Annotated in this window: 19 protein-coding genes; 12 read left to right on the top strand and 7 right to left on the bottom strand. The window is 68.2% G+C overall.

Annotated elements, in window-relative coordinates:
- Nucleotides 1-25 precede the first annotated feature (25 nt).
- On the bottom strand, nucleotides 26-1,477 hold the full coding sequence (locus KIH31_RS01385) for an amino acid permease (protein ID WP_214425270.1): 1,452 nt from the start codon (nucleotides 1,475-1,477) through the stop codon (nucleotides 26-28).
- Between the two features lie 193 nt (nucleotides 1,478-1,670).
- On the opposite strand from KIH31_RS01385, the gene KIH31_RS01380 reads away from it, so the two are divergent.
- Nucleotides 1,671-2,591: a LysR substrate-binding domain-containing protein gene (locus tag KIH31_RS01380; RefSeq protein ID WP_214425269.1), complete on the top strand. Its 921-nt coding sequence runs from the start codon at nucleotides 1,671-1,673 to the stop codon at nucleotides 2,589-2,591.
- Nucleotides 2,592-2,774: 183 nt separating this feature from the next.
- Complete coding sequence (locus KIH31_RS01375) at nucleotides 2,775-3,731, top strand: hypothetical protein (protein ID WP_214425268.1); 957 nt, start codon at nucleotides 2,775-2,777, stop codon at nucleotides 3,729-3,731.
- 97 nt (nucleotides 3,732-3,828) lie between these two features.
- Here the strand turns inward: KIH31_RS01375 and KIH31_RS01370 are convergent, their stop codons facing one another.
- From KIH31_RS01370 to KIH31_RS01355, 4 genes are all read right to left on the bottom strand, one after another.
- Nucleotides 3,829-4,605: an amino acid ABC transporter ATP-binding protein gene (locus KIH31_RS01370; RefSeq protein WP_250545335.1), complete on the bottom strand. Its 777-nt coding sequence runs from the start codon at nucleotides 4,603-4,605 to the stop codon at nucleotides 3,829-3,831.
- Nucleotides 4,602-5,555 carry an amino acid ABC transporter permease gene (locus KIH31_RS01365; RefSeq protein WP_214425267.1) on the bottom strand — a complete coding sequence of 318 codons (954 nt, stop codon included), beginning with the start codon at nucleotides 5,553-5,555 and terminating at the stop codon, nucleotides 4,602-4,604. Before KIH31_RS01365 ends, KIH31_RS01370 begins: the two co-directional genes overlap by 4 nt.
- The gene (locus KIH31_RS01360; protein ID WP_214425266.1) at nucleotides 5,552-6,490 is read right to left on the bottom strand and encodes an ABC transporter substrate-binding protein; all 939 of its coding nucleotides are present in this window, start codon (nucleotides 6,488-6,490) and stop codon (nucleotides 5,552-5,554) included. Before KIH31_RS01360 ends, KIH31_RS01365 begins: the two co-directional genes overlap by 4 nt.
- 143 nt (nucleotides 6,491-6,633) lie before the next feature.
- On the bottom strand, nucleotides 6,634-7,956 hold the full coding sequence (locus tag KIH31_RS01355; protein ID WP_214425265.1) for an isochorismate synthase MenF: 1,323 nt from the start codon (nucleotides 7,954-7,956) through the stop codon (nucleotides 6,634-6,636).
- 111 nt (nucleotides 7,957-8,067) lie between these two features.
- On the opposite strand from KIH31_RS01355, the gene KIH31_RS01350 reads away from it, so the two are divergent.
- Genes KIH31_RS01350 through KIH31_RS01340 form a run of 3 tightly spaced genes read left to right on the top strand, consistent with a single transcriptional unit; the run spans nucleotide 8,068 to nucleotide 11,156 of the window.
- Nucleotides 8,068-8,769, top strand: a complete 702-nt coding sequence (locus KIH31_RS01350) for a demethylmenaquinone methyltransferase (protein ID WP_214425264.1) — start codon at nucleotides 8,068-8,070, stop codon at nucleotides 8,767-8,769.
- A gap of 7 nt (nucleotides 8,770-8,776) precedes the next feature.
- Nucleotides 8,777-10,042 carry a geranylgeranyl reductase family protein gene (locus tag KIH31_RS01345; protein WP_214425263.1) on the top strand — a complete coding sequence of 422 codons (1,266 nt, stop codon included), beginning with the start codon at nucleotides 8,777-8,779 and terminating at the stop codon, nucleotides 10,040-10,042.
- Between the two features lie 10 nt (nucleotides 10,043-10,052).
- Entirely contained in the window at nucleotides 10,053-11,156 is a 1,104-nt protein-coding gene (locus KIH31_RS01340) for a polyprenyl synthetase family protein (protein ID WP_214425262.1), read from the top strand.
- A 104-nt stretch (nucleotides 11,157-11,260) separates the two neighbouring features.
- On the opposite strand, the gene KIH31_RS01335 is transcribed toward KIH31_RS01340, so the two are convergent.
- Entirely contained in the window at nucleotides 11,261-11,686 is a 426-nt protein-coding gene (locus tag KIH31_RS01335; RefSeq protein ID WP_214425261.1) for a hypothetical protein, read from the bottom strand.
- A gap of 40 nt (nucleotides 11,687-11,726) precedes the next feature.
- Nucleotides 11,727-12,377 carry a trimeric intracellular cation channel family protein gene (locus KIH31_RS01330; protein ID WP_214425260.1) on the bottom strand — a complete coding sequence of 217 codons (651 nt, stop codon included), beginning with the start codon at nucleotides 12,375-12,377 and terminating at the stop codon, nucleotides 11,727-11,729.
- A gap of 86 nt (nucleotides 12,378-12,463) precedes the next feature.
- On the opposite strand from KIH31_RS01330, the gene KIH31_RS01325 reads away from it, so the two are divergent.
- The 7 genes from KIH31_RS01325 to KIH31_RS01295 all read left to right on the top strand — a co-directional run bounded on the left by KIH31_RS01325 (nucleotide 12,464) and on the right by KIH31_RS01295 (nucleotide 20,366).
- Entirely contained in the window at nucleotides 12,464-13,165 is a 702-nt protein-coding gene (locus tag KIH31_RS01325; RefSeq protein WP_214425259.1) for a sirohydrochlorin chelatase, read from the top strand.
- A 105-nt stretch (nucleotides 13,166-13,270) separates the two neighbouring features.
- Entirely contained in the window at nucleotides 13,271-15,007 is a 1,737-nt protein-coding gene (locus KIH31_RS01320; RefSeq protein WP_214425258.1) for a nitrite/sulfite reductase, read from the top strand.
- 230 nt (nucleotides 15,008-15,237) lie between these two features.
- Complete coding sequence (locus KIH31_RS01315; protein ID WP_250545401.1) at nucleotides 15,238-15,936, top strand: phosphoadenylyl-sulfate reductase; 699 nt, start codon at nucleotides 15,238-15,240, stop codon at nucleotides 15,934-15,936.
- Entirely contained in the window at nucleotides 15,933-16,964 is a 1,032-nt protein-coding gene (gene cysD, locus KIH31_RS01310; RefSeq protein ID WP_214425257.1) for a sulfate adenylyltransferase subunit CysD, read from the top strand. Before KIH31_RS01315 ends, cysD begins: the two co-directional genes overlap by 4 nt.
- Nucleotides 16,965-18,314: a sulfate adenylyltransferase subunit 1 gene (locus KIH31_RS01305; RefSeq protein ID WP_214425256.1), complete on the top strand. Its 1,350-nt coding sequence runs from the start codon at nucleotides 16,965-16,967 to the stop codon at nucleotides 18,312-18,314. It abuts the gene before it with no gap.
- Nucleotides 18,315-18,429: 115 nt separating this feature from the next.
- The gene (locus KIH31_RS01300) at nucleotides 18,430-19,596 is read left to right on the top strand and encodes an ABC transporter substrate-binding protein (protein WP_374224833.1); all 1,167 of its coding nucleotides are present in this window, start codon (nucleotides 18,430-18,432) and stop codon (nucleotides 19,594-19,596) included.
- 2 nt (nucleotides 19,597-19,598) lie between these two features.
- Nucleotides 19,599-20,366, top strand: a complete 768-nt coding sequence (locus KIH31_RS01295) for an ABC transporter ATP-binding protein (protein WP_214425255.1) — start codon at nucleotides 19,599-19,601, stop codon at nucleotides 20,364-20,366.
- The last annotated feature ends 8 nt before the right edge of the window (nucleotides 20,367-20,374 follow it).

Here is a 20,374-nt window from a genome sequence, read left to right as displayed (position 1 = left end):
TGGGTGCTGCAGGGGCTGCCGGCGCTCAGGCGTGAAGGCTCTGTTCACGCTCGTGGCGCGGGCTGTCCGGGTTCATCAGGGAATGCCGACGTCCGTACCCGAAGTAGATGGCCAGGCCGATGATCAGCCAGACGACGAAGCGGACCCAGGTCTCCCAGTGAAGCTGGGTGATCAGGAACAGGGAGGCCAGGACGCCGAAGGCAGGGACCACCGGCATCAGCGGCAGGCGGAAGGTACGGGGCTCGTGCGGTTTGGTGTACCGGAACACGATGACGGAAAGGCAGACGACCACGAAGGCCGCGAGGATGCCGATGTTGGTCAGGTCCGCCACCGCCCGGATCGGGAAGATGCCCGCCAGGAAGGCGGATGCGACGCCCGCGATCCAGGTGACGCGCTGCGGGGTGCCGTGCCGGTCCACCTTCGAGAACCAGCCCGGAAGCAGCCCGTCGCGGCTCATTGAGAACCACACGCGGGTGACGCCGAGGAGGAAGGTCAGCATGACGGTCAGGATCGAGAGCACGGCAAAGACTGAAATGATGCTGGCAATCACCGGCAGCCCGACGCTGCTGAAGGCGGACGCGAAGCCGGCCTTGGGGTCGATGTCCTTGTAGTTCTGCATCCCGGTCAGCACAAGTGTGGCGGCCACGTACAGCAGCATCGCGACGATCAGCGAGAGGATGATTGCCTTGGGCATGTGCTTCTTGCCGTCGGTTGCCTCCTCGGCGGCGGTGCTCATCGCGTCGTAGCCGAAGACGGCGAAGAAGACGGTGGCGGCGCCGGCGACCACCGGTCCGAAGCCGCTGGGCATGAACGGGTTGTAGTTGTTGGTGTTGATGTAGAAAATCCCGAGTCCCACGATGAACAGAATCAGGACGACTTTGATGGCCACCACGGCCAGTTCGAAACGCCCGAACGTCTTGGTGCCGCGGCTGAGGATGAACGTGACCAGCAGGCAGATCAGGATGGCCGGCAGGTTGATGAGGCCGCCCTTGCCCTCGTCGACGGTCGAGGCCATCCAGGCGGGAAGGTGGATGCCGAAGCCGCCGAGGAAGGCATCCAGGTAGCCGGAAATGCCGATCGCGACGACGGCGACAATGGCGATGTATTCGAGCAGCAGGTCCCAGCCGATGAACCATCCGGTGATTTCGCCGAGCGCCACGTAGCCGTAGGTGTAGGCCGACCCGGCCCGCGGGATCATCCCGGCGAATTCGGCGTAGGAGAGGGCCGCGGCTGCCGAAGCCAGGCCTGCGATCAGGAAGGAAATGAGCACCGCGGGCCCCACTCCGGGGTTGGCGCTGTCTCCGTGCGCGACGAGTCCGGCGAGCGAAAAGATGCCGACGCCGATGATTCCGCCCACCCCGATGGCGGTCAGCTGCCAGAGCCCGAGGCTCTTGAACAGTCCGCTCTTGACGGTCTCGTCTTCCATTTCGTCCACGGGCTTGCGCCGCCAGATGGACCGGGGGTCTTGTGTGCTCATCGCAGAACTCCTGCCTGGATCCGAACCCGCTCTGCGGGTCTGATGCCTGTGCCGGTGGCCGCGTGAAATGTGATACCGGTTACACAGGTCCTCAATAGTATGGAAGCCAAATTCCGTAAGGTAAAGTGACTTTTCCCGATGCATAATCATCGGAATAACCGATGAATGCTCTCCGGCCACGACAAGGAACGCCATGCTGGATGTACGCCGGCTTCTGCTCCTGCGCGAACTCAAGCTTCGGGGGACCCTGGCTGAAGTCGCCGATGCCCTGAAGTACAGCCCGTCCTCCGTCTCCCAGCAACTGGCCCTGCTGGAAAAGGAAGCGGGCGTGGAACTGCTGCGCAAAACCGGGCGCCGGGTGGCGCTTACCCCGCAGGCGGAGCTCCTGGTACTGCACGCCGGGGAGCTGCTGGAGACCCTTGAGCGGGCAGAAGCTGAGCTGGCCGGCTCGCTCACCACGGTTGCGGGAACGGTGCGGATCGCCATCTTCCAGTCCGCGGCGCTGGCCTTGATGCCGGAGGCGCTGACGCTGATGAACCGTGAGTACCCGGAGGTGCGGATCGAGATGGTCCAGCGGGAGCCGGAAACGGCCCTGCGTGAAACGTGGACCAGGGATTTCGATCTCGTGGTGGCCGAACAGTACCCGGGGCATGCGGCGCCCCGTTTTCCCGAGCTGGACAGGGTGGAGCTGACCTCTGACGCCGTTCGCCTGGCCGTTCCTCCGCGGGCGACCGCGACCCGCACCATCAGCTCCATCGAGCAGACCGCCGGATCCTCCTGGGTCATGGAGCCGCACGGCACTGCTTCACGTCATTGGGCTGAGCAGGCCTGCAGAAGCGCCGGTTTTGAGCCGGACGTCCGGTACGAGACAGCGGACCTGCAGGCGCAGATCAGCCTGATCGAATCCGGCAACGCCGTGGCGCTGCTGCCGGACCTGGTGTGGACCAACCGCGCCGTTTCGGTGGACCTGCTGGCGCTGCCCGGGGACCCGCACCGGACGGTCTTCACCTCCGTACGCGGCGCCAACGCCAACCGGCCAGCGCTCGTGGCCCTGCGCAAGGTCCTGGCCTCGGCGGCGGAGCATGTGGCCCCCGGAGTCACAGTGCGAGGCTGAGCGGGCTCGCGCGGGCCGCGGTTCGGGCCCAAACAGAAATGACGCGGTTTCCCGTCCATGACGCGCGATAAGGCGTGTCGCAGACGGGAAACCGCGTCCTAAGTGGGCCGGGGCTGCACAGGCTTGTCCACACCCGGTTCTCTTGACTCGCCTTCCGCGCCGAAGACCCGAGATGATCCCCCAGTGATAGCCATGCAGCTCATTTTGAACCGCGACCTGGAGGCGGCCGGCCAGGATTCACGGAAGCTGGCCCGCGAAGCGGCGGCGGGCCGGCTGGTCCGTGTGACCAGGGGAGCCTACGCGCCCAGCGACGCGTGGAACCGGCTGGAATCCTGGGAGCAGCACCGGTGGCGACTCATCGCGACCGCGCGGTCCGCGACGTCGCGGCCGACCTTCTGCCGCGAGTCGGCGGCAGTCCTCTGGGGACTGCCTCGGTACCGTCTGCCGCGCGCCATCCATGCCGTCACAACTTTCGAGGCCGGCGGCCGCTCCCGGGGCGGCATCCGGCGCCACCTGCTGCGTGAAGATTTGGGGGGAGCGGCGGAGCTTGAGGGTTGTGCCGTCACCAGTAAGCTCCAGACGGTGCTCGACCTCGCTGTTACGCTGCCCTTCGCTTGGGCGGTGGCCGTGGCCGACGCGGCGAGGCGTGAGGATGCGGCCGTTCAGGGGGAGCCCCTGGAGCTGGAAGAGCTGCTTTCCGCTGCGCGGACCCTGCCAAGCGCGGCCAAGATCCGTCGTGCTCTCGCCGTCTTCGAGTTCAGCAGCCCTCTGGCCGAATCCGCAGGCGAATCGGTGAGCCGGGCGTACGCCTATCTGGCGGGATTCCCCGCGCCGGAGCTGCAGCATCAGCTCCTGTTGCGCGGCGGAACAACGGCGCGCCTCGACTTCTTCTGGAAAGAGCAGGGGCTGGTCGGAGAGTTCGACGGCGCGGCCAAGTACACGCAGGACACCCTGCGCTCCGGCCGGAGCGTCGAGCAGGTTGTCCTTGCCGAGAAGGTCCGGGAAGACCGGATCCGCGCCTTGGGTCTGCGGGTCGTGCGGTGGACCTGGTCGGATGTCCGCAGTCCGGCCGCGCTGGCGGAGGTGCTGGCGGCAGCTGGTCTGCGGCCGACCCGGATTCAGTCCCGGAAGCAGAAATGACGCGGTTTCCCGTCCATGACGCGCGATAAAGCGTGTCGCAGACGGGAAACCGCGTCATAGGTGTGCCGGCGCTTGATCAAGAGTGCCTGGCGCAGGATCAGAGCACCTTGGAGAGGAACTCCTTCGTGCGACCGTGCTGCGGGTTGGCGATGACCTCGCGGGGGTCGCCGCTTTCGACGACGACGCCGGCGTCCATGAACGTCAGCGTGTCACCGACCTCGCGGGCGAAGCCGATCTCGTGGGTCACGACGATCATCGTCATGCCGGTCTTGGCCAGGTCCTTCATGACGTTGAGCACGTCACCGACCAGTTCCGGGTCGAGCGCCGACGTCGGCTCATCGAAGAGCATCAGCTCGGGGTCCATGGCCAGCGCGCGGGCAATGGCGACGCGCTGCTGCTGGCCGCCGGAGAGCTGGGCGGGATAGAAGTCCGCGCGGTCGGCGAGGCCGACCCGGTCCAGCAGCTCCAGGGCGCGGGCCTTGGCCTCCGCCTTGGACTTGCCCTTGACCTGGACCGGGGCTTCCATCACGTTCTGCAGGGCCGTCTTGTGCCCGAACAGGTTGAACTTCTGGAAGACCATCCCGATCTCCCGCCGCTGGGCCGCGATCTGCTTGACGTTCAGGTCGTGCAGGCGGCCGTTCACCTCGCGGTAGCCGATCAGCTCGTCGCCGACGTAGATCCGGCCGGCACTGATCGTCTCCAGCAGGTTCACGCAGCGCAGCAGGGTCGACTTTCCGGACCCCGACGGGCCGATGACGACCGAGACTTCGCCGCGGCGGACCGTCATGTCGATGCCGCGCAGCACATGGTTCTCGCCAAAGAACTTGTGCACGCCCTCGAAACGGACCAGGGGTTCTGCGGTTTCGACGCTCATTCTGCATCCTCCCCTTGGAGTCGGGCCGGGGCCTTGAGTGTGGGGGCCTTGACCGGGGCGGGGGAGAGGTTGTCCACGCCCTTGCCGTAGTACTTCTCGATGTAGTGCTGGCCGACCATCAGGACCGAGGTGATGACCAGGTACCAGATCGCGGCCACCAGCAGCAGCGGGATCGGCAGGTAGGTCCGGTTCGCCAGGCTGTTGGTCACGAAGGTCAGGTCCAGGGTGAAGGGGACCGCAAGCACCAGCGAGGTGGTCTTGAGCATGCCGATCGTCTCGTTGCCCGTCGGCGGCACGATCACGCGCATGGCCTGGGGCAGCACGATCCGCCACATGATCTTGGACTTGCGCATCCCGAGTGCCTCGGCCGCCTCGACCTGGCCTTTGTCCACGGACTTCAGCCCGGCGCGGAAGATTTCCGCCAGGTAGGCGGACTCGTTCAGGCCCAGGCCCAGGACGGCCGCCACGCCGGCGTTGATCAGGTCCTTGGTGTCAAAGCTGAACAGCTCGGGCCCTGCCGGGATGCCGGCCGCGATCTTCGGGTACAGCACGGAGATCAGGCCCCAGAAGATCAGCTGCGTGTACACCGGGGTGCCGCGGAAGATCCACACCCAGAACCAGCTTGACCAGCGCAGGATCGGGTTGTCCGACTGGCGCATGAACGCCAGCAGGACGGCGAGCACGATCGCCAGCACCATGGACAGCACCGTGAGCAGCAGCGTCCAGCCCACACCCTGCACCACGAGGGTGTCCATGATGTAGGTGGCCACGATGTCCCACCGGAAGTTCGGGTTGGTGAACATGCTCTGCAGCACGGCGACCGCGATCAGGACGATGATGACGCCGCTCACCCAGCGCCCGGGGTGGCGGACCGGAACGGCCTTGATCAGTTCGGGCCGGTTGTTGCCGGCCTCGGAAGTGGTGGTGCGGCCGGTGGTGGCGCTGCTCAACTCGTCACCTTCGGGTTGACCTCGGACTTCTCGATCGCGCCGTCGGCGTTGTTCCAGGACTCAAGGATCTTCTTGTAGCTGCCGTCGGAGATCAGCTTGGTGATCACCTTCTGCATCAGGTCAGCCAGTGCCGTGTCGCTCTTGGCGACGGCGATGCCCTCGGGCGCGGCGTCGTACACGGCGCCGAGCTTCTCGAGCTGGCCGTTGGTCTGCTTGAGCGCGTAGCCGATGATGGGCGAATCCGCCGCCATGGCGTCGATGCTGCCGTTGACCAGGCGGGTGGTGACGTCGGTCTGGTTCTTCAGCGACACCACGTTGATCGCGGGCTTGCCGGCGGCGACGCACTTCTTGTTGCGGCCGGACAGGTCCGGGTCCTCCTGGACCGTGCCGGTCTGCACGCCGATGTTCTTGCCGCAGATGTCGTCGATGCTGATCTTCTTCGGGTTGCCCTTCTGCACGGCCCACGCGGTGCCGGCGTTGAAGTAGCTCACCATGTTCACGGCCTTCAGGCGTTCCGGGTTGATCGTGAAGGAGGAGATGCCCAGGTCGTACTTCGGGCCGAGCGCCGGGAGGATGCCGGTGAACTCGGCGGTCTTGACCTCCACCTTCAGGCCCAGGGTCGCGCCGATCGCCTTGGCAAGGTCGACGTCGTAGCCCACGGGGGTCTGCCCGTCAGAACCGCCGAGGAACTCCGCCGGGGCGTAGCTGGTGTCCGCGCCGACGGTGAGGGTTCCCTTGGACTTGATGGCTGCGGGGACCATCGCGGCCAGCGCGTCGTCCTTGGAGACCGAACCCGGGTCGAAGCTGGCGCCGCCGGAAGGTCCGCCCGCTGGTGCACCAGCCGTGCTGGAAGCGTTCGTGCAGCCGGTGAGGGCGAGGGCCCCGACGGCCAGAACTGCGGCAGCCTTGGCGGACAATCTTGCTGACAAGTGCATGTTGTTACCTTTTGTTAGCGGCGAACAGGAAAATACCCGGGGTTAATTCTAGCGTCGGCTGAGACTTGCATCACAGGACACAATGTTTTCCTAGTAGACAACCTCGTCGGACGGAAATCAAGGCCTTATTCGGAGCTTTGTCTCTAACCCCGGATCCCGAGGGCCTCAAGCATGGGGCGGAACTTCGCCCAGGTCTCGGCCAGCTCGGCCTTGGGCTGGGAAGCCTCCACGATGCCGCAGCCCGCGAAGAGGCGCACCCGCTGTGGATCTTCGACGACGGCGCCGCGCAGCGCGATGCCCCATTCGCCGTTGCCGGCAGCATCGAGCCAGCCGACGGGCCCCGCGTACGGACCGCGGTCCATCCGTTCCAGCCCGCGGATCAGCGCCCCGGCCACCTCGCGCGGGGTCCCGCAGACTGCTGCCGTGGGATGCAGGGCCTCCACCAGCGAGAGCGAGGTGGGAAACTTGCCGTCCTGCGGGGTGAGCTCGGCCTTCACGTCCGAGGCCAGGTGCCACACATTGGGCAGCTCCAGGATGAACGGCTCACTCGGGGACGTCATTTCCTCCGTGAAGGAGCGCAGCTGACGGGTCAGCGACTGCACGGCGATCTCGTGCTCCAGGCGCTGTTTGTCCGAGCCGCCCAGCAGCTGGCGGGCGTAGGCCTCGCCGTCCTCGGGCGCGCCGGAGCGGTCCAGTGTGCCGGCCAGGACGCGGGCCTGGGCGGTGCCGCCCTCGACCTTGATCAGCATTTCCGGGGTGGACCCGACCAGACCATCCACGGCGTAGGTCCAGCACTCGCGGTAGCGCACGGCCAGTTCACGCAGGATGTCCGAGATGCGCACCGGTTCGGCGAGCTCGGCGATGACATCCCGGGCGAGCACCAGCTTGTCCAGCTGGCCGCGCCCGATCGCGCGGACCCCCTCGGCGACCGCGTCCATCCACTGTTCCTCGGTCAGGGCACCGGTGCTCAGAGTGGTGGCGCCACGGGGCGCGCCCTGCGGCTCAGCGCCAACCGTGCGGGATTGTTCCGCCGCGTCCTCGATCCACGCCGCCAGGCGGATCTCCGCACTCTCGGCGGTGAGCTCGGCTTCGGGGTCCAGAGTCAGCTGGGTGAGGAAACCCTGGCCCGCGTGCGAGCCGACGACAATCTCGGGGATGATCAGGCGCGAGAGGTGCTCGGAGACCTTCGAGAAGGCGAACGAGCCGAAGGCCATCGGACCGGTGCCCGGGCGCTGCACCCGGTCGTCGACGACGGCGGCCGCGGCGACGGAGTTCCACCAGGCTTCGGCCTCGGCAAACCGCTCCGGCCCCGACGTGGTGAACCTCTCGAGCTCCCCGAAACCGATCAGCCCGGCCTCCCGGCGGGTCCAGCACAGCACGTCGTCGCGGACCAGGTAATCCAGCAGCCCCGTCAGGGTGGAGGCTTCGTCAAAGGGCACGGTGAGGGTGCGGAGCTGCGGGGTCATGGTGCTTACCAGATTACTCTCTGCCATCCAGGGGCCCGCATCCGGGCGCCGCCGGGGCCGGTGCGCAAGCGGCGGTGACGGGCCGGCCGCAATGTTTGAGAGAATGAACGGGTGAACCGAGCATCCTTGGATAAGCGTCCCGACGAAGTAGCCACGATGTTTGACGATGTCGCACCGAAGTACGACGTCGTCAACGATGTTCTCTCCATGGGCCAGACCCGCCGCTGGCGGCGGATCGTCGTGGATGCGGTGGCCGCCCGCCCCGGTCAGCGCGTGCTCGACCTGGCTGCCGGCACCGGCACTTCCAGTGAGCCGTACGCAGACGCCGGGATCGACGTCGTCGCCTGTGATTTCTCGCTGGGGATGCTCAAGGTAGGCAAGCGCCGCCGCCCGGACATCGATTTCATTGCAGGGGATGCCACCAACCTGCCCTTCGCGGACGAGTCCTTCGACGCCGTCACCATCTCCTTCGGGCTGCGCAACGTGCATGAACCGCGCAAGGCCCTTGAGGAGATGTTCCGCGTGGCCAAGCCCGGCGGCCGGATCGTCATCGCCGAATTCTCCCAGCCGACCATCCCGTTGTGGCGGACCATGTACACGGAGTACCTGATGCGGGCGCTGCCCGCCATCGCGACCAAGGTGTCCTCGAACCCGGATGCCTACGTCTACCTGGCCGAATCCATCCGCGCCTGGCCGGACCAGGACGAGCTCGCCACCTGGATCAAGGATGCCGGCTGGCAGGACGTGGCCTACCGGAACCTCAATGGCGGCATCGTGGCCGTGCACCGCGCCTACAAGCCCTCCGCCCCGTGACGGTGTGATGAAGGTCCTGATAGTCGGCGCCGGGCCCGCCGGGTCCACCGCCGCGTATTACCTGGCCCGGTCGGGCGCCGAGGTCACCGTCCTCGAGAAGACGAGGTTCCCCCGCGAGAAGGTGTGCGGTGACGGGCTGACGCCCCGCGCGGTGCGCGAAATGCAGCTGCTGGGCCTGCCGCACGAGGAGGCCGAGGGCTGGCGCCGCAATAAGGGCCTGCGCCTGATCGCCGGCGGCCGGACTGTCGAGGTCCCGTGGCCGGAGCTGTCGACGTTCCCCGACTACGGCCTGGTCCGCACCCGGCTGGGCTTTGACGAGGCACTCGCCCGGCATGCTGCGGCAGCGGGCGCTGAACTGCTCGAGGGCCACGCAGTCACGACGGCGATCACGGACGACGCCGGAACGGTGACCGGAGTGCGCGCCAACCTGCTGGACGAGGCCGGCCGCAGGACCGGCGAAACGAAAGACTTCAGCGCCGACCTGGTGCTCGCCGCGGACGGCAACTCCACCCGGACGGCGGTGTCGCGGGGATTCCAGAAGCGCGACGACCGTCCCCTCGGCGTGGCCGTGCGCACCTACTTCACCAGCCCGCGCCACGAGGACGACTGGATGGAGGGCTGGCTGGAGCTGCCCGATGCCAGCGGCCGCCCGCTGCCGGGCTACGGCTGGATCTTCGGCGTCGGCGACGGCACTTCCAACGTGGGCCTGGGCATCCTGAACTCCTCCAAGGCGTTCGGGAAGCTGGACTACAAGCAGGTGCTGCGTGACTGGACTGCGGCCATGCCCCCGGAGTGGGGTTACGTGCCGGAGAACCAGGTGGGGGAAATCCGCGGGGCCGCCCTGCCGATGGGCTTCAACCGCACGCCGCATTACTCCCCGGGACTGCTCCTGCTCGGCGACGCCGGCGGCATGGTCAGCCCGTTCAACGGCGAGGGCATCTCCTACGCCATGGAGTCCGCCCGCTACGCTGCCGAACTCATCGAAGCGGGGCGTCCGGGCGACTACGCGGGGCACATCCGGGAGCAGTGGGGGAGCCACTTCACGCTGGGCCGGGTGTTCGCGCAGCTCATCGGCAGACCGCAGGTGATGAAGCTGGCGCTGCGCACCGGGATGCCCGTGCCGCCGCTGATGCGCTTCGTGGTGCGGATGCTCGCCAACCTGACGGATCAACAGGAGAAGGGCTTTGAGGATAGAGTGATTGCGCTGTTGGAAAAGCTTGCCCCCGCTACTTCCAATTCCGGACCCGGGCGCACACGCGCCCTCGAACGTTAGTGTTACTCAAGTGACTAATCCCGCAACGCCCGGCTGGACGAACGCCGGCCATGGCAACCCCGAGTCCGGCTTCACGGACACGTCGACCAGCGCCATCGCCACCGGAATGCGGCTGCCTGCCGGGTTCGCCCTGATCGCGGCGGACGCCGAGCTCGGCCCGGCCGTCTCGACCTCGCTGGCCCGGGTGGAAAAGCAGCTGCGCGAAGCCATCTCCAACTCGGACCCGCTCGCCGACGCCACCAGCCGGCATCTGGTCGAGGCCGGCGGCAAGAGGATCCGGCCGCTGCTGACCATTCTCGCCTCCCACCTGGGGGACCCGGGCCGCTCCGAGGTCGTCCAGGCCGCCGTCGTCGTCGAACTCACCCACCTGGCCACGCTCTACCACGACGACGTGATGGACTCGGCGCCCTTCCGACGGGGAGCCCCCACCGCCCACGAGGTGTGGGGCAACAGCGTGGCGATCCTGACCGGCGACCTGCTCTTTGCCCGCGCGTCGCTGCTGACCTCGGAGCTCGGCGGCGAGGCCCTCGGCATCCAGGCCCGCACCTTCGAACGGCTCTGCCTCGGTCAGCTGCACGAGACGGTCGGTCCCCGCGAGGACGAGGACCCGCTGGAGCACTACCTGTCCGTGATCGCGGACAAGACGGGCTCGCTGGTCGCCGCGTCCGGGCAGCTCGGTGCAATCTTCGCCGGGGCGGACCGCGCGCTGCAGCAGACGATGGTTGTGTACGGGGAGAAGGTGGGTGTGGCCTTCCAGCTCGCCGACGACGTCATCGACGTCACCGGCCTGAAGAAGGTTTCCGGCAAATCGCCCGGGACGGACCTGCGCGAGGGTGTGCCGACCCTGCCTGTGCTGCTGCTGCGCCGCAAGGCCGCCGCGGGCGATGCCTCCGCGGCTGAGGTGCTCCGGCTGGTGGACGGGGACCTTTCCAGCGACGCCGCGCTGGCCGAGGCCGTGGCCGCGCTGCGGGCGCACCCGGCAACGGCCGAGGCGTGGGCCGTCGCCCGGCAATGGGCAGACGAAGCCATCGCTGCGCTCGAACCGCTGCCCGAAGGCGTCGTCAAGCAGGCGCTGACCAGCTTCGCTCAGGCGGTCGTCAGCCGCGAGGCGTAGACCCGCGCGAAAACTGATGCGCGAACGGCCAGTTGCGGCGGCTTATCCTGCGTGGAAGCCGCCGCAACTGGCCTTTCGCGCCGGGCTCGCGCCGGGGAAGGGGACTATTCCTCGTCCTCGCCGTAGAAGACCCACTGGAACATGTCGAGCACGAACTCGCTGAAGGTCCCCTCCTCGCTCTCCCATTCGCCGTCCTCGTTGTCGCGGGAGAACACGATAGGGTCCGGCAGCTCCAGCTGGGCGGCATCGAGGCCCCAGGTCACCGACTCGTCGCCGTCCTCGAGGAACATCAGGTAGCCGTCTTCCACTTCCAGCTCGTCCGGATCCCAGAAGTAGTTGTATGCCTCCATCAGGTCCGCGCAGCCGCCCACGGCGAGATAGAACTCCCGCATCACCAGCGGGATCGTGAAGTCGTGCTCCGCGAGCATGCGGTCCAGGTCGCCTGCCGCCAGCCCGTCTTCTTCCCGCCACGGCCGGTCCAGGTACTTGGGCACCAGGGCGCGGAATTTTTCCAGATAGATCTCGGTCATTGCGGCTCCTGGTCGACGAAAACGGGTCCCGAAGGAAATCCTAGTTGGGCCCGAGCCGGTCCCGGTGCCGCCCGCGCACGGCCAGGGGAACGTGCCAGCCGAACTTAAGGGCCGCAAGGCGGAACGCGAAGACGACGACGGCGACGCCGACGCCGGTGACAAGGCTCAGCAGTCCCGCCTGCCAGAGCAGGGCCGTCAGCGCCGCCCCGGCGAAGGCCGGCACCGCGTAGACGTCGCGCGGGTCGAACAGCCGGGGGACCTCGTTGGCGGTGACGTCGCGGAGCAGGCCGCCGCCAACCGCCGTCGTGACGCCGAGCAGCGCGGCCGCGACGGGGTTCAAACCGGCGCCGAGGGCTTTCTGCGTTCCGGTGAGGCAGAACAGGGCCAGTCCGCCGGCGTCAAAGACCAGCAGCAGCCGGCTGAACCGCGCCACCGAGCTGGAGAGGAAGAACACCAGCGCCGCCGCCAGCAGGGGCGGCAGCAGGTAGGCCGGGTTGCTGAAGGCATTCGGCACGCCGTTGTTGATGATCAGGTCCCGCACCACCCCGCCGCCCAGGCCCACCAGCGACCCCAAAAGCAGCGATCCGACGATGTCGAAGCCCTTGCGCGCGGCGAGCAGGCAACCGGAGACGGCAAAGAAGAATGTGCCGAGCAGGTCAAGCGCCAATGAGATGTGGTTGTAGGTGTCCATGTTCCGTCCTCGTGCCGGGGGCGCTGTCCGCTGCTGTCGCCCCACCAACGTTACGGCCCCGCCCGGGCGGCGTGTACGCTCTGGCCATGGCCACCTCAGACTCACCCGTCCTGATCGCCTGTTCACACGGGACCGCCGACCGGGCAGGGCAGGCCGCCGTCAGCGCACTCGCCGAACAAATCCGGCAGCTGCGGCCGGGCCTGGACGTGCGCGAGACCTTCGTTGACGTCCAGCACCCCCAGGTGCCCGAGGTGGTGGCCGGGGTGGAACAGGGCCGGCATGCCGTCGTCGTTCCCCTGCTGCTGTCCGTCGGGTACCACGTGCGGGTGGACATTGCGCGGGCCGTGCGGTCCCGGGAAGGCATCACGGCCGCCGCGCCGCTGGGCCCGGACCGGCGCCTGGCAGCCCTGCTGGACCGCCGGCTCGCCGAGGCCGGCGCTGCGCCGGAGGACGCCGTCGTGCTCGCGGCGGCAGGATCGTCGGACCCGCACGCCGCGCGCGATGTGCAGCAGCTGGCCGGGATGCTCGCGGAGCTGCGCGCCAACCGCATCCTTGCGGCCTACGGCGCCAGTGCCGAGCCCGACGTCCCCTCGGCGGTGGCAGTGCTCCGGAAAGAGGGCGCACCGCGCGTTGTGATCGCTTCCTACCTGCTGGCGCCAGGGTACTTCCACAGCCAGCTCCTCAAGGCCGGAGCCGACCTCGTGACACAGCCGCTGCTGCCGGACGAATCGCTGGCCAGGATCGCGCTGGACCGCTTCGACGAGGCGCTGGCGAAGGCCGCCGGGTAGCCGCTTTTCCGCGGTTTTGACCCGCCGTGACGAAATATTTCCCCCGGTGAACTGATGTGTCAGAACCTTTGATGACGCCCTGAGGCCGCCCCTACAGTCGAGTGCATGACTCAGACTGCTCTAGCCGGAGCGACCGGAGCCGGCGGTGCCGCAGGCACCAAAGCCGCCCGTCCCGCACGCCCGTCGACCAAGCCCAACGGCCAGTGGAAGGTGGACGGAACCACCCCGCTGAACGCGAACGAGGCGTGGAAGCAGGAGGACGGCGGGCTCAGCGTCCGCGAGCGAATCGAAACCATCTACGCCAAGGGCGGCTTCGACAGCATCGACGGGACCGACCTGCACGGACGCTTCCGCTGGTGGGGCCTCTACACGCAGCGCAAACCCGGAATCGACGGCGGGAAGACCGCCACCCTCGAACCTCACGAGCTTGAAGACCGCTACTTCATGATGCGCGTCCGCATCGACGGCGGCGCCCTGACCACCGAACAGCTGCGTGTCATTGGCGGCATCTCCCGGGACTTCGCGCGGGGCAGCGCGGACGTCACCGACCGGCAGAACATCCAGCTGCACTGGGTTCAGATCGAGAACGTGCCGGAAATCTGGCGGCGTCTGGAGGCCGTCGGGCTGCACACCACCGAGGCCTGCGGCGACGTGCCGCGCGTCATCCTCGGTTCCCCGGTAGCCGGAATCGCCGCCGACGAGATCATCGACCCCACGCCGGCCGTGCGCGAGATCGCCGACCGTTACATCGGCGACCCGGAGTTCGCCAACCTTCCGCGCAAGTACAAGACGGCCATCACCGGCCACCCCAGCCAGGACGTGGTCCACGAGATCAACGACATCGCCCTCGTGGGCGTCGTCCACCCCGAACTCGGGGCCGGCTACGACCTGTGGGTGGGAGGCGGCCTCTCCACCTCCGCGCACCTGGCGGTCCGCCTGGGCGCCTTCGTTGAGCCCTCCCGGGCCGCCGAGGTCTGGGCCGGCGTGACCAGCATCTTCCGCGACTACGGCTACCGCCGGCTGCGCAACCGCGCCCGGTTGAAGTACCTGGTCGCTGACTGGGGTGCGGAAAAGTTCCGCGAAATCCTTGAGACCGAATACCTGCAGTCGCCCTTGCCGGACGGGCCGGCCGCCCCGAAGCCGACGACGCCCGGGGACCACGTGGGCATCCACCGGCAGAAGGACGGCAGGTTCTTCGTCGGCGTCGCCCCGACGGTGGGCCGGATGTCGGGCGAGCGGCTGCTGAAGTTCGCCGACGTCGTCGAGGCGCACGGTTCGCAGCGGGTGCGGACAACTCCGCACCAGAAATTCGTGGTGCTCGACGTCGAGCAGGACCGGGTGGACAGCCTGGTCGCCGCCCTCGACGGGCTGGGTCTCTCTGCCAAGCCGAGCCCCTTCCGCCGCTCCACCATCGCCTGCACGGGCCTCGAGTACTGCAAGCTCGCCATCGTGGACACCAAGGACACCGCAGAGCGGGCCATCGACGCGCTGGAGAAGCGGCTGGACGGCATCGACCTGCCGCAGCCGATCTCGCTGCACATCAACGGCTGCCCGAACTCCTGCGCCCGCATCCAGACCGCCGACATCGGCCTCAAGGGCCAGCTGCTGCCCGACGGCAACGGCGGCCAGACCCCCGGCTTCCAGGTCCACCTCGGCGGCGGTCTGGCCTCGGACACCCGCTCCGAGGCAGGCACCGGCCGGACCGTCCGCGGCCTGAAGGTCACGGCCGAGGACCTGCCGGACTACGTCGAGCGCGTGGTGCGGCAGTTCCTGGCGGACCGCAACGGCGAGGAGTCGTTCGCGGAGTGGGCGCACCGGGCCGACGAGGGAGTGCTGCAGTGAGCGCGCCGGAGGTCGGCGTCCGTGCGACCGCCGGAGCCGGTGCCGGCTTCCCGCCCATAGATGCCCACCGACCCCCGGAAGCCGGCACCGTCTCCGTTCCCGATGCCGCTGGCGCGGCCGAGGGGATCCCTTCACGGCGCTTAGACACGGCCGACAAAAGCGCTCGGCCGGGATGCGCGCCTTTCGAAGGGGTCACCCTCGACCGGCGGTCCGAGGAGGAACTCAAGGCGCTGGTGGCTGCGGGGGTTGGGGAGCTGGGCTCGATTGTGGGCTCCACCCCCACTGCCGGCGAGGCCGATGCGGAGGCGGTGATCGGGTGGGTGGCTCGGAACTTCGACCTGTCCCAGGTTGCCGTGGCCTGCTCGATGGCCGACGCGGTGCTGCCGGCCCTGGTCGCGGCCCAGCTGCCCGGCGTCGACGTGCTGTTCCTGGAGACCGGCTACCACTTCGCTCAAACGCACGACACCAGGCGCGAGGTCGCGGAGAACCTGCGGGTGAACATTGTCGACGTGCTCCCGGAGCAGACCGTCGCCGAGCAGGATGCCGCCTTTGGCGAAAACCTCTTCGGCCGTGACCCGGCCCGGTGCTGCGCGCTGAGGAAGATGGACCCGCTGAAGAAGGCCCTGTCCGGGTACGAGGTCTGGTTCACAGGGGTGCGCCGCGAGGAGGCGCCCACCCGCACCAATACCCCGTTGGTCAGCTGGGATCATGCGCACCGCCTGGTCAAGGTCAACCCGCTCGCGGCCTGGACCCTGGACCAGCTCGTCGATTACGCGGACGAGCACCTGATCCCGGTCAACCCGCTCATGTCCCAGGGCTACCCGTCCATCGGCTGCGCGCCCTGCACCAAACCCGTCGCCCCCGGCGAAGACCCCCGTTCCGGCCGCTGGGCCGGGCTCACCAAGACAGAATGCGGAATCCACACATGAGCACCGAAGCACAAGCGGAAGCGCAGACTGCGCGCGAAGCTGCCTCCTCGGAAGGCGCGCATCGCGCCCGAGCGCTTTTTTCGGGCGTGTCTAAGCGCCGTGAGGAGGTAGCGGAGCGCCGGCAAGGCGCAACGCAGCGCCTTGCCCAGCTGGACACCCTTGAATCCGAAGCCATCCATATCATCCGCGAGGTAGCCGCCGAGTTCGAGCGCCCTGCGTTGCTCTTCTCCGGCGGCAAGGACTCCGTCGTGATGCTGCACCTGGCCACCAAGGCCTTCTGGCCGGGCAAGGTCCCGTTCCCTGTGCTGCACGTGGACACCGGGCACAATTTCCCGGAGGTCCTCGCCTTCCGGGACCGCACCGTGGAACGCCTCGGTGTGCGCCTCGTCGTCGCCAGCGTCCAGGACTACCTCGACGACGGCCGCCTGCACGAGCGGGCCGACGGCACCCGGAACCCGCTGCAGACCCTGCCGCTGCTGGACGCCATCGCGGACAACAGGTTTGACGCCGTGTTCGGCGGAGGCCGGCGGGACGAGGACAAGGCGCGCGCCAAGGAACGCATCCTGTCCCTGCGCGACGAGTTCGGCCAGTGGGACCCCCGCAACCAGCGCCCGGAGCTGTGGAACCTCTACAACGGCCGCCATACCGTTGGCCAGCACGTGCGCGCCTTCCCGATCAGCAACTGGACCGAGCTGGATATCTGGCGCTACATCGAACGCGAGCGAATCGAGCTGCCCGGCATCTACTATGCCCACCAACGCGAAGTCTTCCAGCGCGACGGCATGTGGCGGGCCATCGGGGAGCACTCGCAGCCGCGGGACACCGAGCGCGTGACCGTCAGGACCGTCCGCTACCGCACCGTGGGGGACATGTCCTGCACCGGGGCGGTCCTCTCCGACGCAGCAACGGTCCAGGACGTCGTCCGGGAAGTTGCCGCCTCCACGCTGACCGAACGCGGCGCCACCCGGGCCGATGACCGGATTTCCGAAGCTGCCATGGAAGACCGAAAGAAAGACGGCTACTTCTAAATGACAACGACCACAGCCCCCGCAACCCCGGCCGTCCAGGCCGTTCCCCTCCTCGAGGAGGGAACCCTGTTCCGCTTCGCCACCGCCGGATCCGTCGACGACGGCAAATCCACCCTGGTCGGCCGCCTGCTGCACGACTCCAAGGCCATCCTTGCCGACCAGCTCGACGCCGTCACCCGCACCTCGCAGGAACGCGGCTTCGGCGGCGCCTCCGACGGAACGACGAAAATCGACCTCGCGCTTTTGACGGACGGTCTTCGCGCCGAGCGGGAGCAGGGCATCACCATTGACGTCGCCTACCGCTACTTCGCCACCGACCGCCGGTCCTTCATCCTGGCGGACTGCCCCGGCCACGTGCAGTACACGAAGAACACCGTCACCGGTGCCTCCACCGCGGACGCGGTCGTGCTGCTGATCGACGCCCGCAAGGGTGTGCTCGAGCAGACCCGGCGGCACCTCTCGGTGGCGCACCTGCTGCGCGTGCCGCACGTCGTCGTCGCCGTGAACAAGATCGACCTGGTCGGCTTCAGCGAGGACGTCTTCCGCGCGGTGGAAACCGACGTGCTGCGGGCCGCCTTGGAACTTGGGGTCGGGGACGTCACGGTCGTGCCCGTGTCCGCCCTCGACGGCGACAATGTGGTGGACCGCTCCGCGCGCACCCCGTGGTACTACGGCCCGGCGCTGCTCGAGGTCCTCGAAACCCTGCCCGCTACCGACGAGATCGAAACGGGCCTTGAACCGTTCCGGCTGCCGGTCCAGCTGGTGCTGCGGCCGCAGGGCGCGCTCGCTCCGGGCGTCGACGCCGGCGCGTTCCGCGACTACCGGGCCTACGCCGGCCAGCTCGCTTCAGGAACCGTCAGGGTGGGGGACGAGGTCGTCGTGCTGCCGTCGGGCCGCTCGACGACGGTCACCGGCATCGACTTCGCCGGCACCCAGCTGCACGAGGCCTTCGCGCCGCAGTCGGTTGCGCTGCGGCTTGCTGACGAGATCGACATCGCCCGCGGCGACCTCATCGCGGCGGCGGGCACTGCCGGCGAGCCCACCCGGGACCTGGCCGCGTCCCTGTGCTGGCTCTCGCCGAAGCCGTTGCGTGAGGGCGCCAAGGTGCTGATCAAGCACGGCACCCGGACCGTGCAAGGCCTCGTGCGTTCCGTCACGGGCAAGCTGGACCTGGACAGCTTCACGCTGCAGGCCGCGCCCGGCCTGGAGCTGAACGATATTGGCGACGTCGAGATCCGCCTGGCCGCGGAGCTGCCCGCCGAGGCCTACGCCTCGCACCGCCGCACCGGTGCCTTCCTGGTGGTCGACGCGGCCGACGGGAACACCCTCGCGGCCGGTCTGGTGCGCTGACGAGGCATGGTTCCCATGACGTGGACAGAGGCCCCGCAGCAGCGGCGATGTCGGCGGTCCTGACGCCCGCGCGTCATACCCGCCACCTTCCGACGCACTGACAAGGACGCTCATCGTGCCAGACCACATTCCTCCCGCCCAGCCGGGACGCAAGACCATTCACGCCCCCGTCGGCAGCCCCGCGTTCCCGCGGCGGCGCGCGTTCATTGCCGGCGCTGCCGTCGCTGTCGCCGGGGCACTCATCGGCGGAGGTGCCGTAGCGCTCAACTCCGCCAGCCACGGCTCCGAAGCACAGGCGGCCGCCCCGGCAGGTGCGGCACCCGAGCTGCGCCTGGGTTACTTCGGGAACGTGACGCACGCTCCCGCCCTGGTCGGGCTGCAGCAGGGCCTCTTCGCCAAAGAACTTGGCAGCACCAGACTGAGCACCCAGGTGTTCAACGCCGGCCCGGCGGCAGTGGAGGCCCTCAACGCGGGTGCGATCGATGCCGCCTATCTCGGGCCGAACCCGGCCATCAACTCGTTCGTGAAAAGCAAGGGCAACTCGATCCGGGTGATCGCCGGGGCGGCCTCCGGCGGTGCACAGCTGGTGGTCAAACCGGGCATCAACACTGCAGCGGACCTCAAGGGAAAGGTTCTCGCGAGCCCGCAGCTCGGCGGAACCCAGGACGTCGCGCTGCGCAGCTGGCTGGCCAAACAGGGTCTGAAGGCTGCCACCACCGGCGGCGGGGACGTGACGGTCAACCCGACCGGGAACGCCCAGACGCTCAAGCTCTTCCAGGACGGCAAGCTCGACGGCGCCTGGCTGCCCGAGCCGTGGGCCTCGCGGCTGGTGCTCCAGGCCGGGGCCAAGGTGCTTGTCGATGAGAAGAGCCTGTGGGACAAGGGCCAGTTCACGACGACGATCCTGATCGTCAACAAAGACTTCCTGGCCAAGTACCCCGACACGGTCAAGGCGCTCTTGAAGGGCCATGTGGCCGCCGTTTCCTGGCTCACCGACAACGCTGCCGACGTCGCAAAGGAAACTTCGGTGATCAACGCCGCCCTCGAGAAGGCGGCCGGCACGCCGCTGCCCGGGGATGTGCTGCGCCGCGCCCTGAAAAACCTCACCTTCACCTCCGACCCGCTCGCCGGTTCCTGGAAGAAGCTGCTCCAGGACGGCGTTGATGCGGGACTCACCCAGCAGGCTGACCTGGCCGGCATCTTCGATCTGGCCAGCCTGAACGCCGTGCTTGAGGACGCCGGGAAAAGCGCTGTCAGCGCCTCCGGCCTCGGTAAGGACTGATCATGGATACACAGACAGGCCTTCCCGCCGTGCGGTACTCGGTCGAGATCGAGCACCTGGGCAAGCGCTTCGCGGACGATGCACCGGTGGTGCTCGAGGACCTGAACCTCAAGGTCGCCAGAGGCGAGTTCGTGAGCGTGCTGGGTGCCTCCGGGTGCGGCAAGTCCACGCTGCTGAACATCATTGCGGGCCTGGAAGCGCCGTCGGCCGGGTTCCTGACGGTTCCCGCGGACGGCAGCGCCCTGATGTTCCAGGACGCGGCCCTGTTCCCGTGGTTGAGCGCCCGGGGCAATGTGGAACTCGCGCTGGAACTCCGTGGCGTCGCCCGTCCCCGGCGCCGCGCCAAGGCCCTGGAGCTGCTCGACCTCGTGCACCTGGCCGAGGCCGCGGAGAAGCGCCCGCACGAACTGTCCGGCGGCATGCGCCAGCGGGTGGCGCTGGCGCGGGCCCTCGCCCAGGACAAGGAGGTACTCCTGATGGATGAGCCGTTCGCCGCGTTGGACGCCATTACCCGCGACCTGCTGCACGATGAGCTCGAGCGGGTGTGGCGCGAAACCGGCCGCACCATCATCTTCATCACCCACAACGTGCGCGAAGCGGTCAGGCTCGGGCAGCGTGTGGTGCTGCTGAGTTCCCGTCCCGGGCGGGTGGCGGCGGAGTGGCCCGTTGTGGTGGACGGGCCGCGCCGCATCGAGTCACCCGAGGTCGCGAACCTGGCGGCCGAGATCACGGAACATCTGCGCGAGGAGATCCGGCGCCATGCAGCGTAAACCCAATC

This window comes from Paenarthrobacter sp. DKR-5, assembly GCF_018531425.1.
Classification (GTDB): Bacteria; Actinomycetota; Actinomycetes; order Actinomycetales; family Micrococcaceae; genus DKR-5.
Note: the sequence above shows the minus strand (reverse complement) of the source record. Positions and strands in the feature narration are given on the sequence as shown.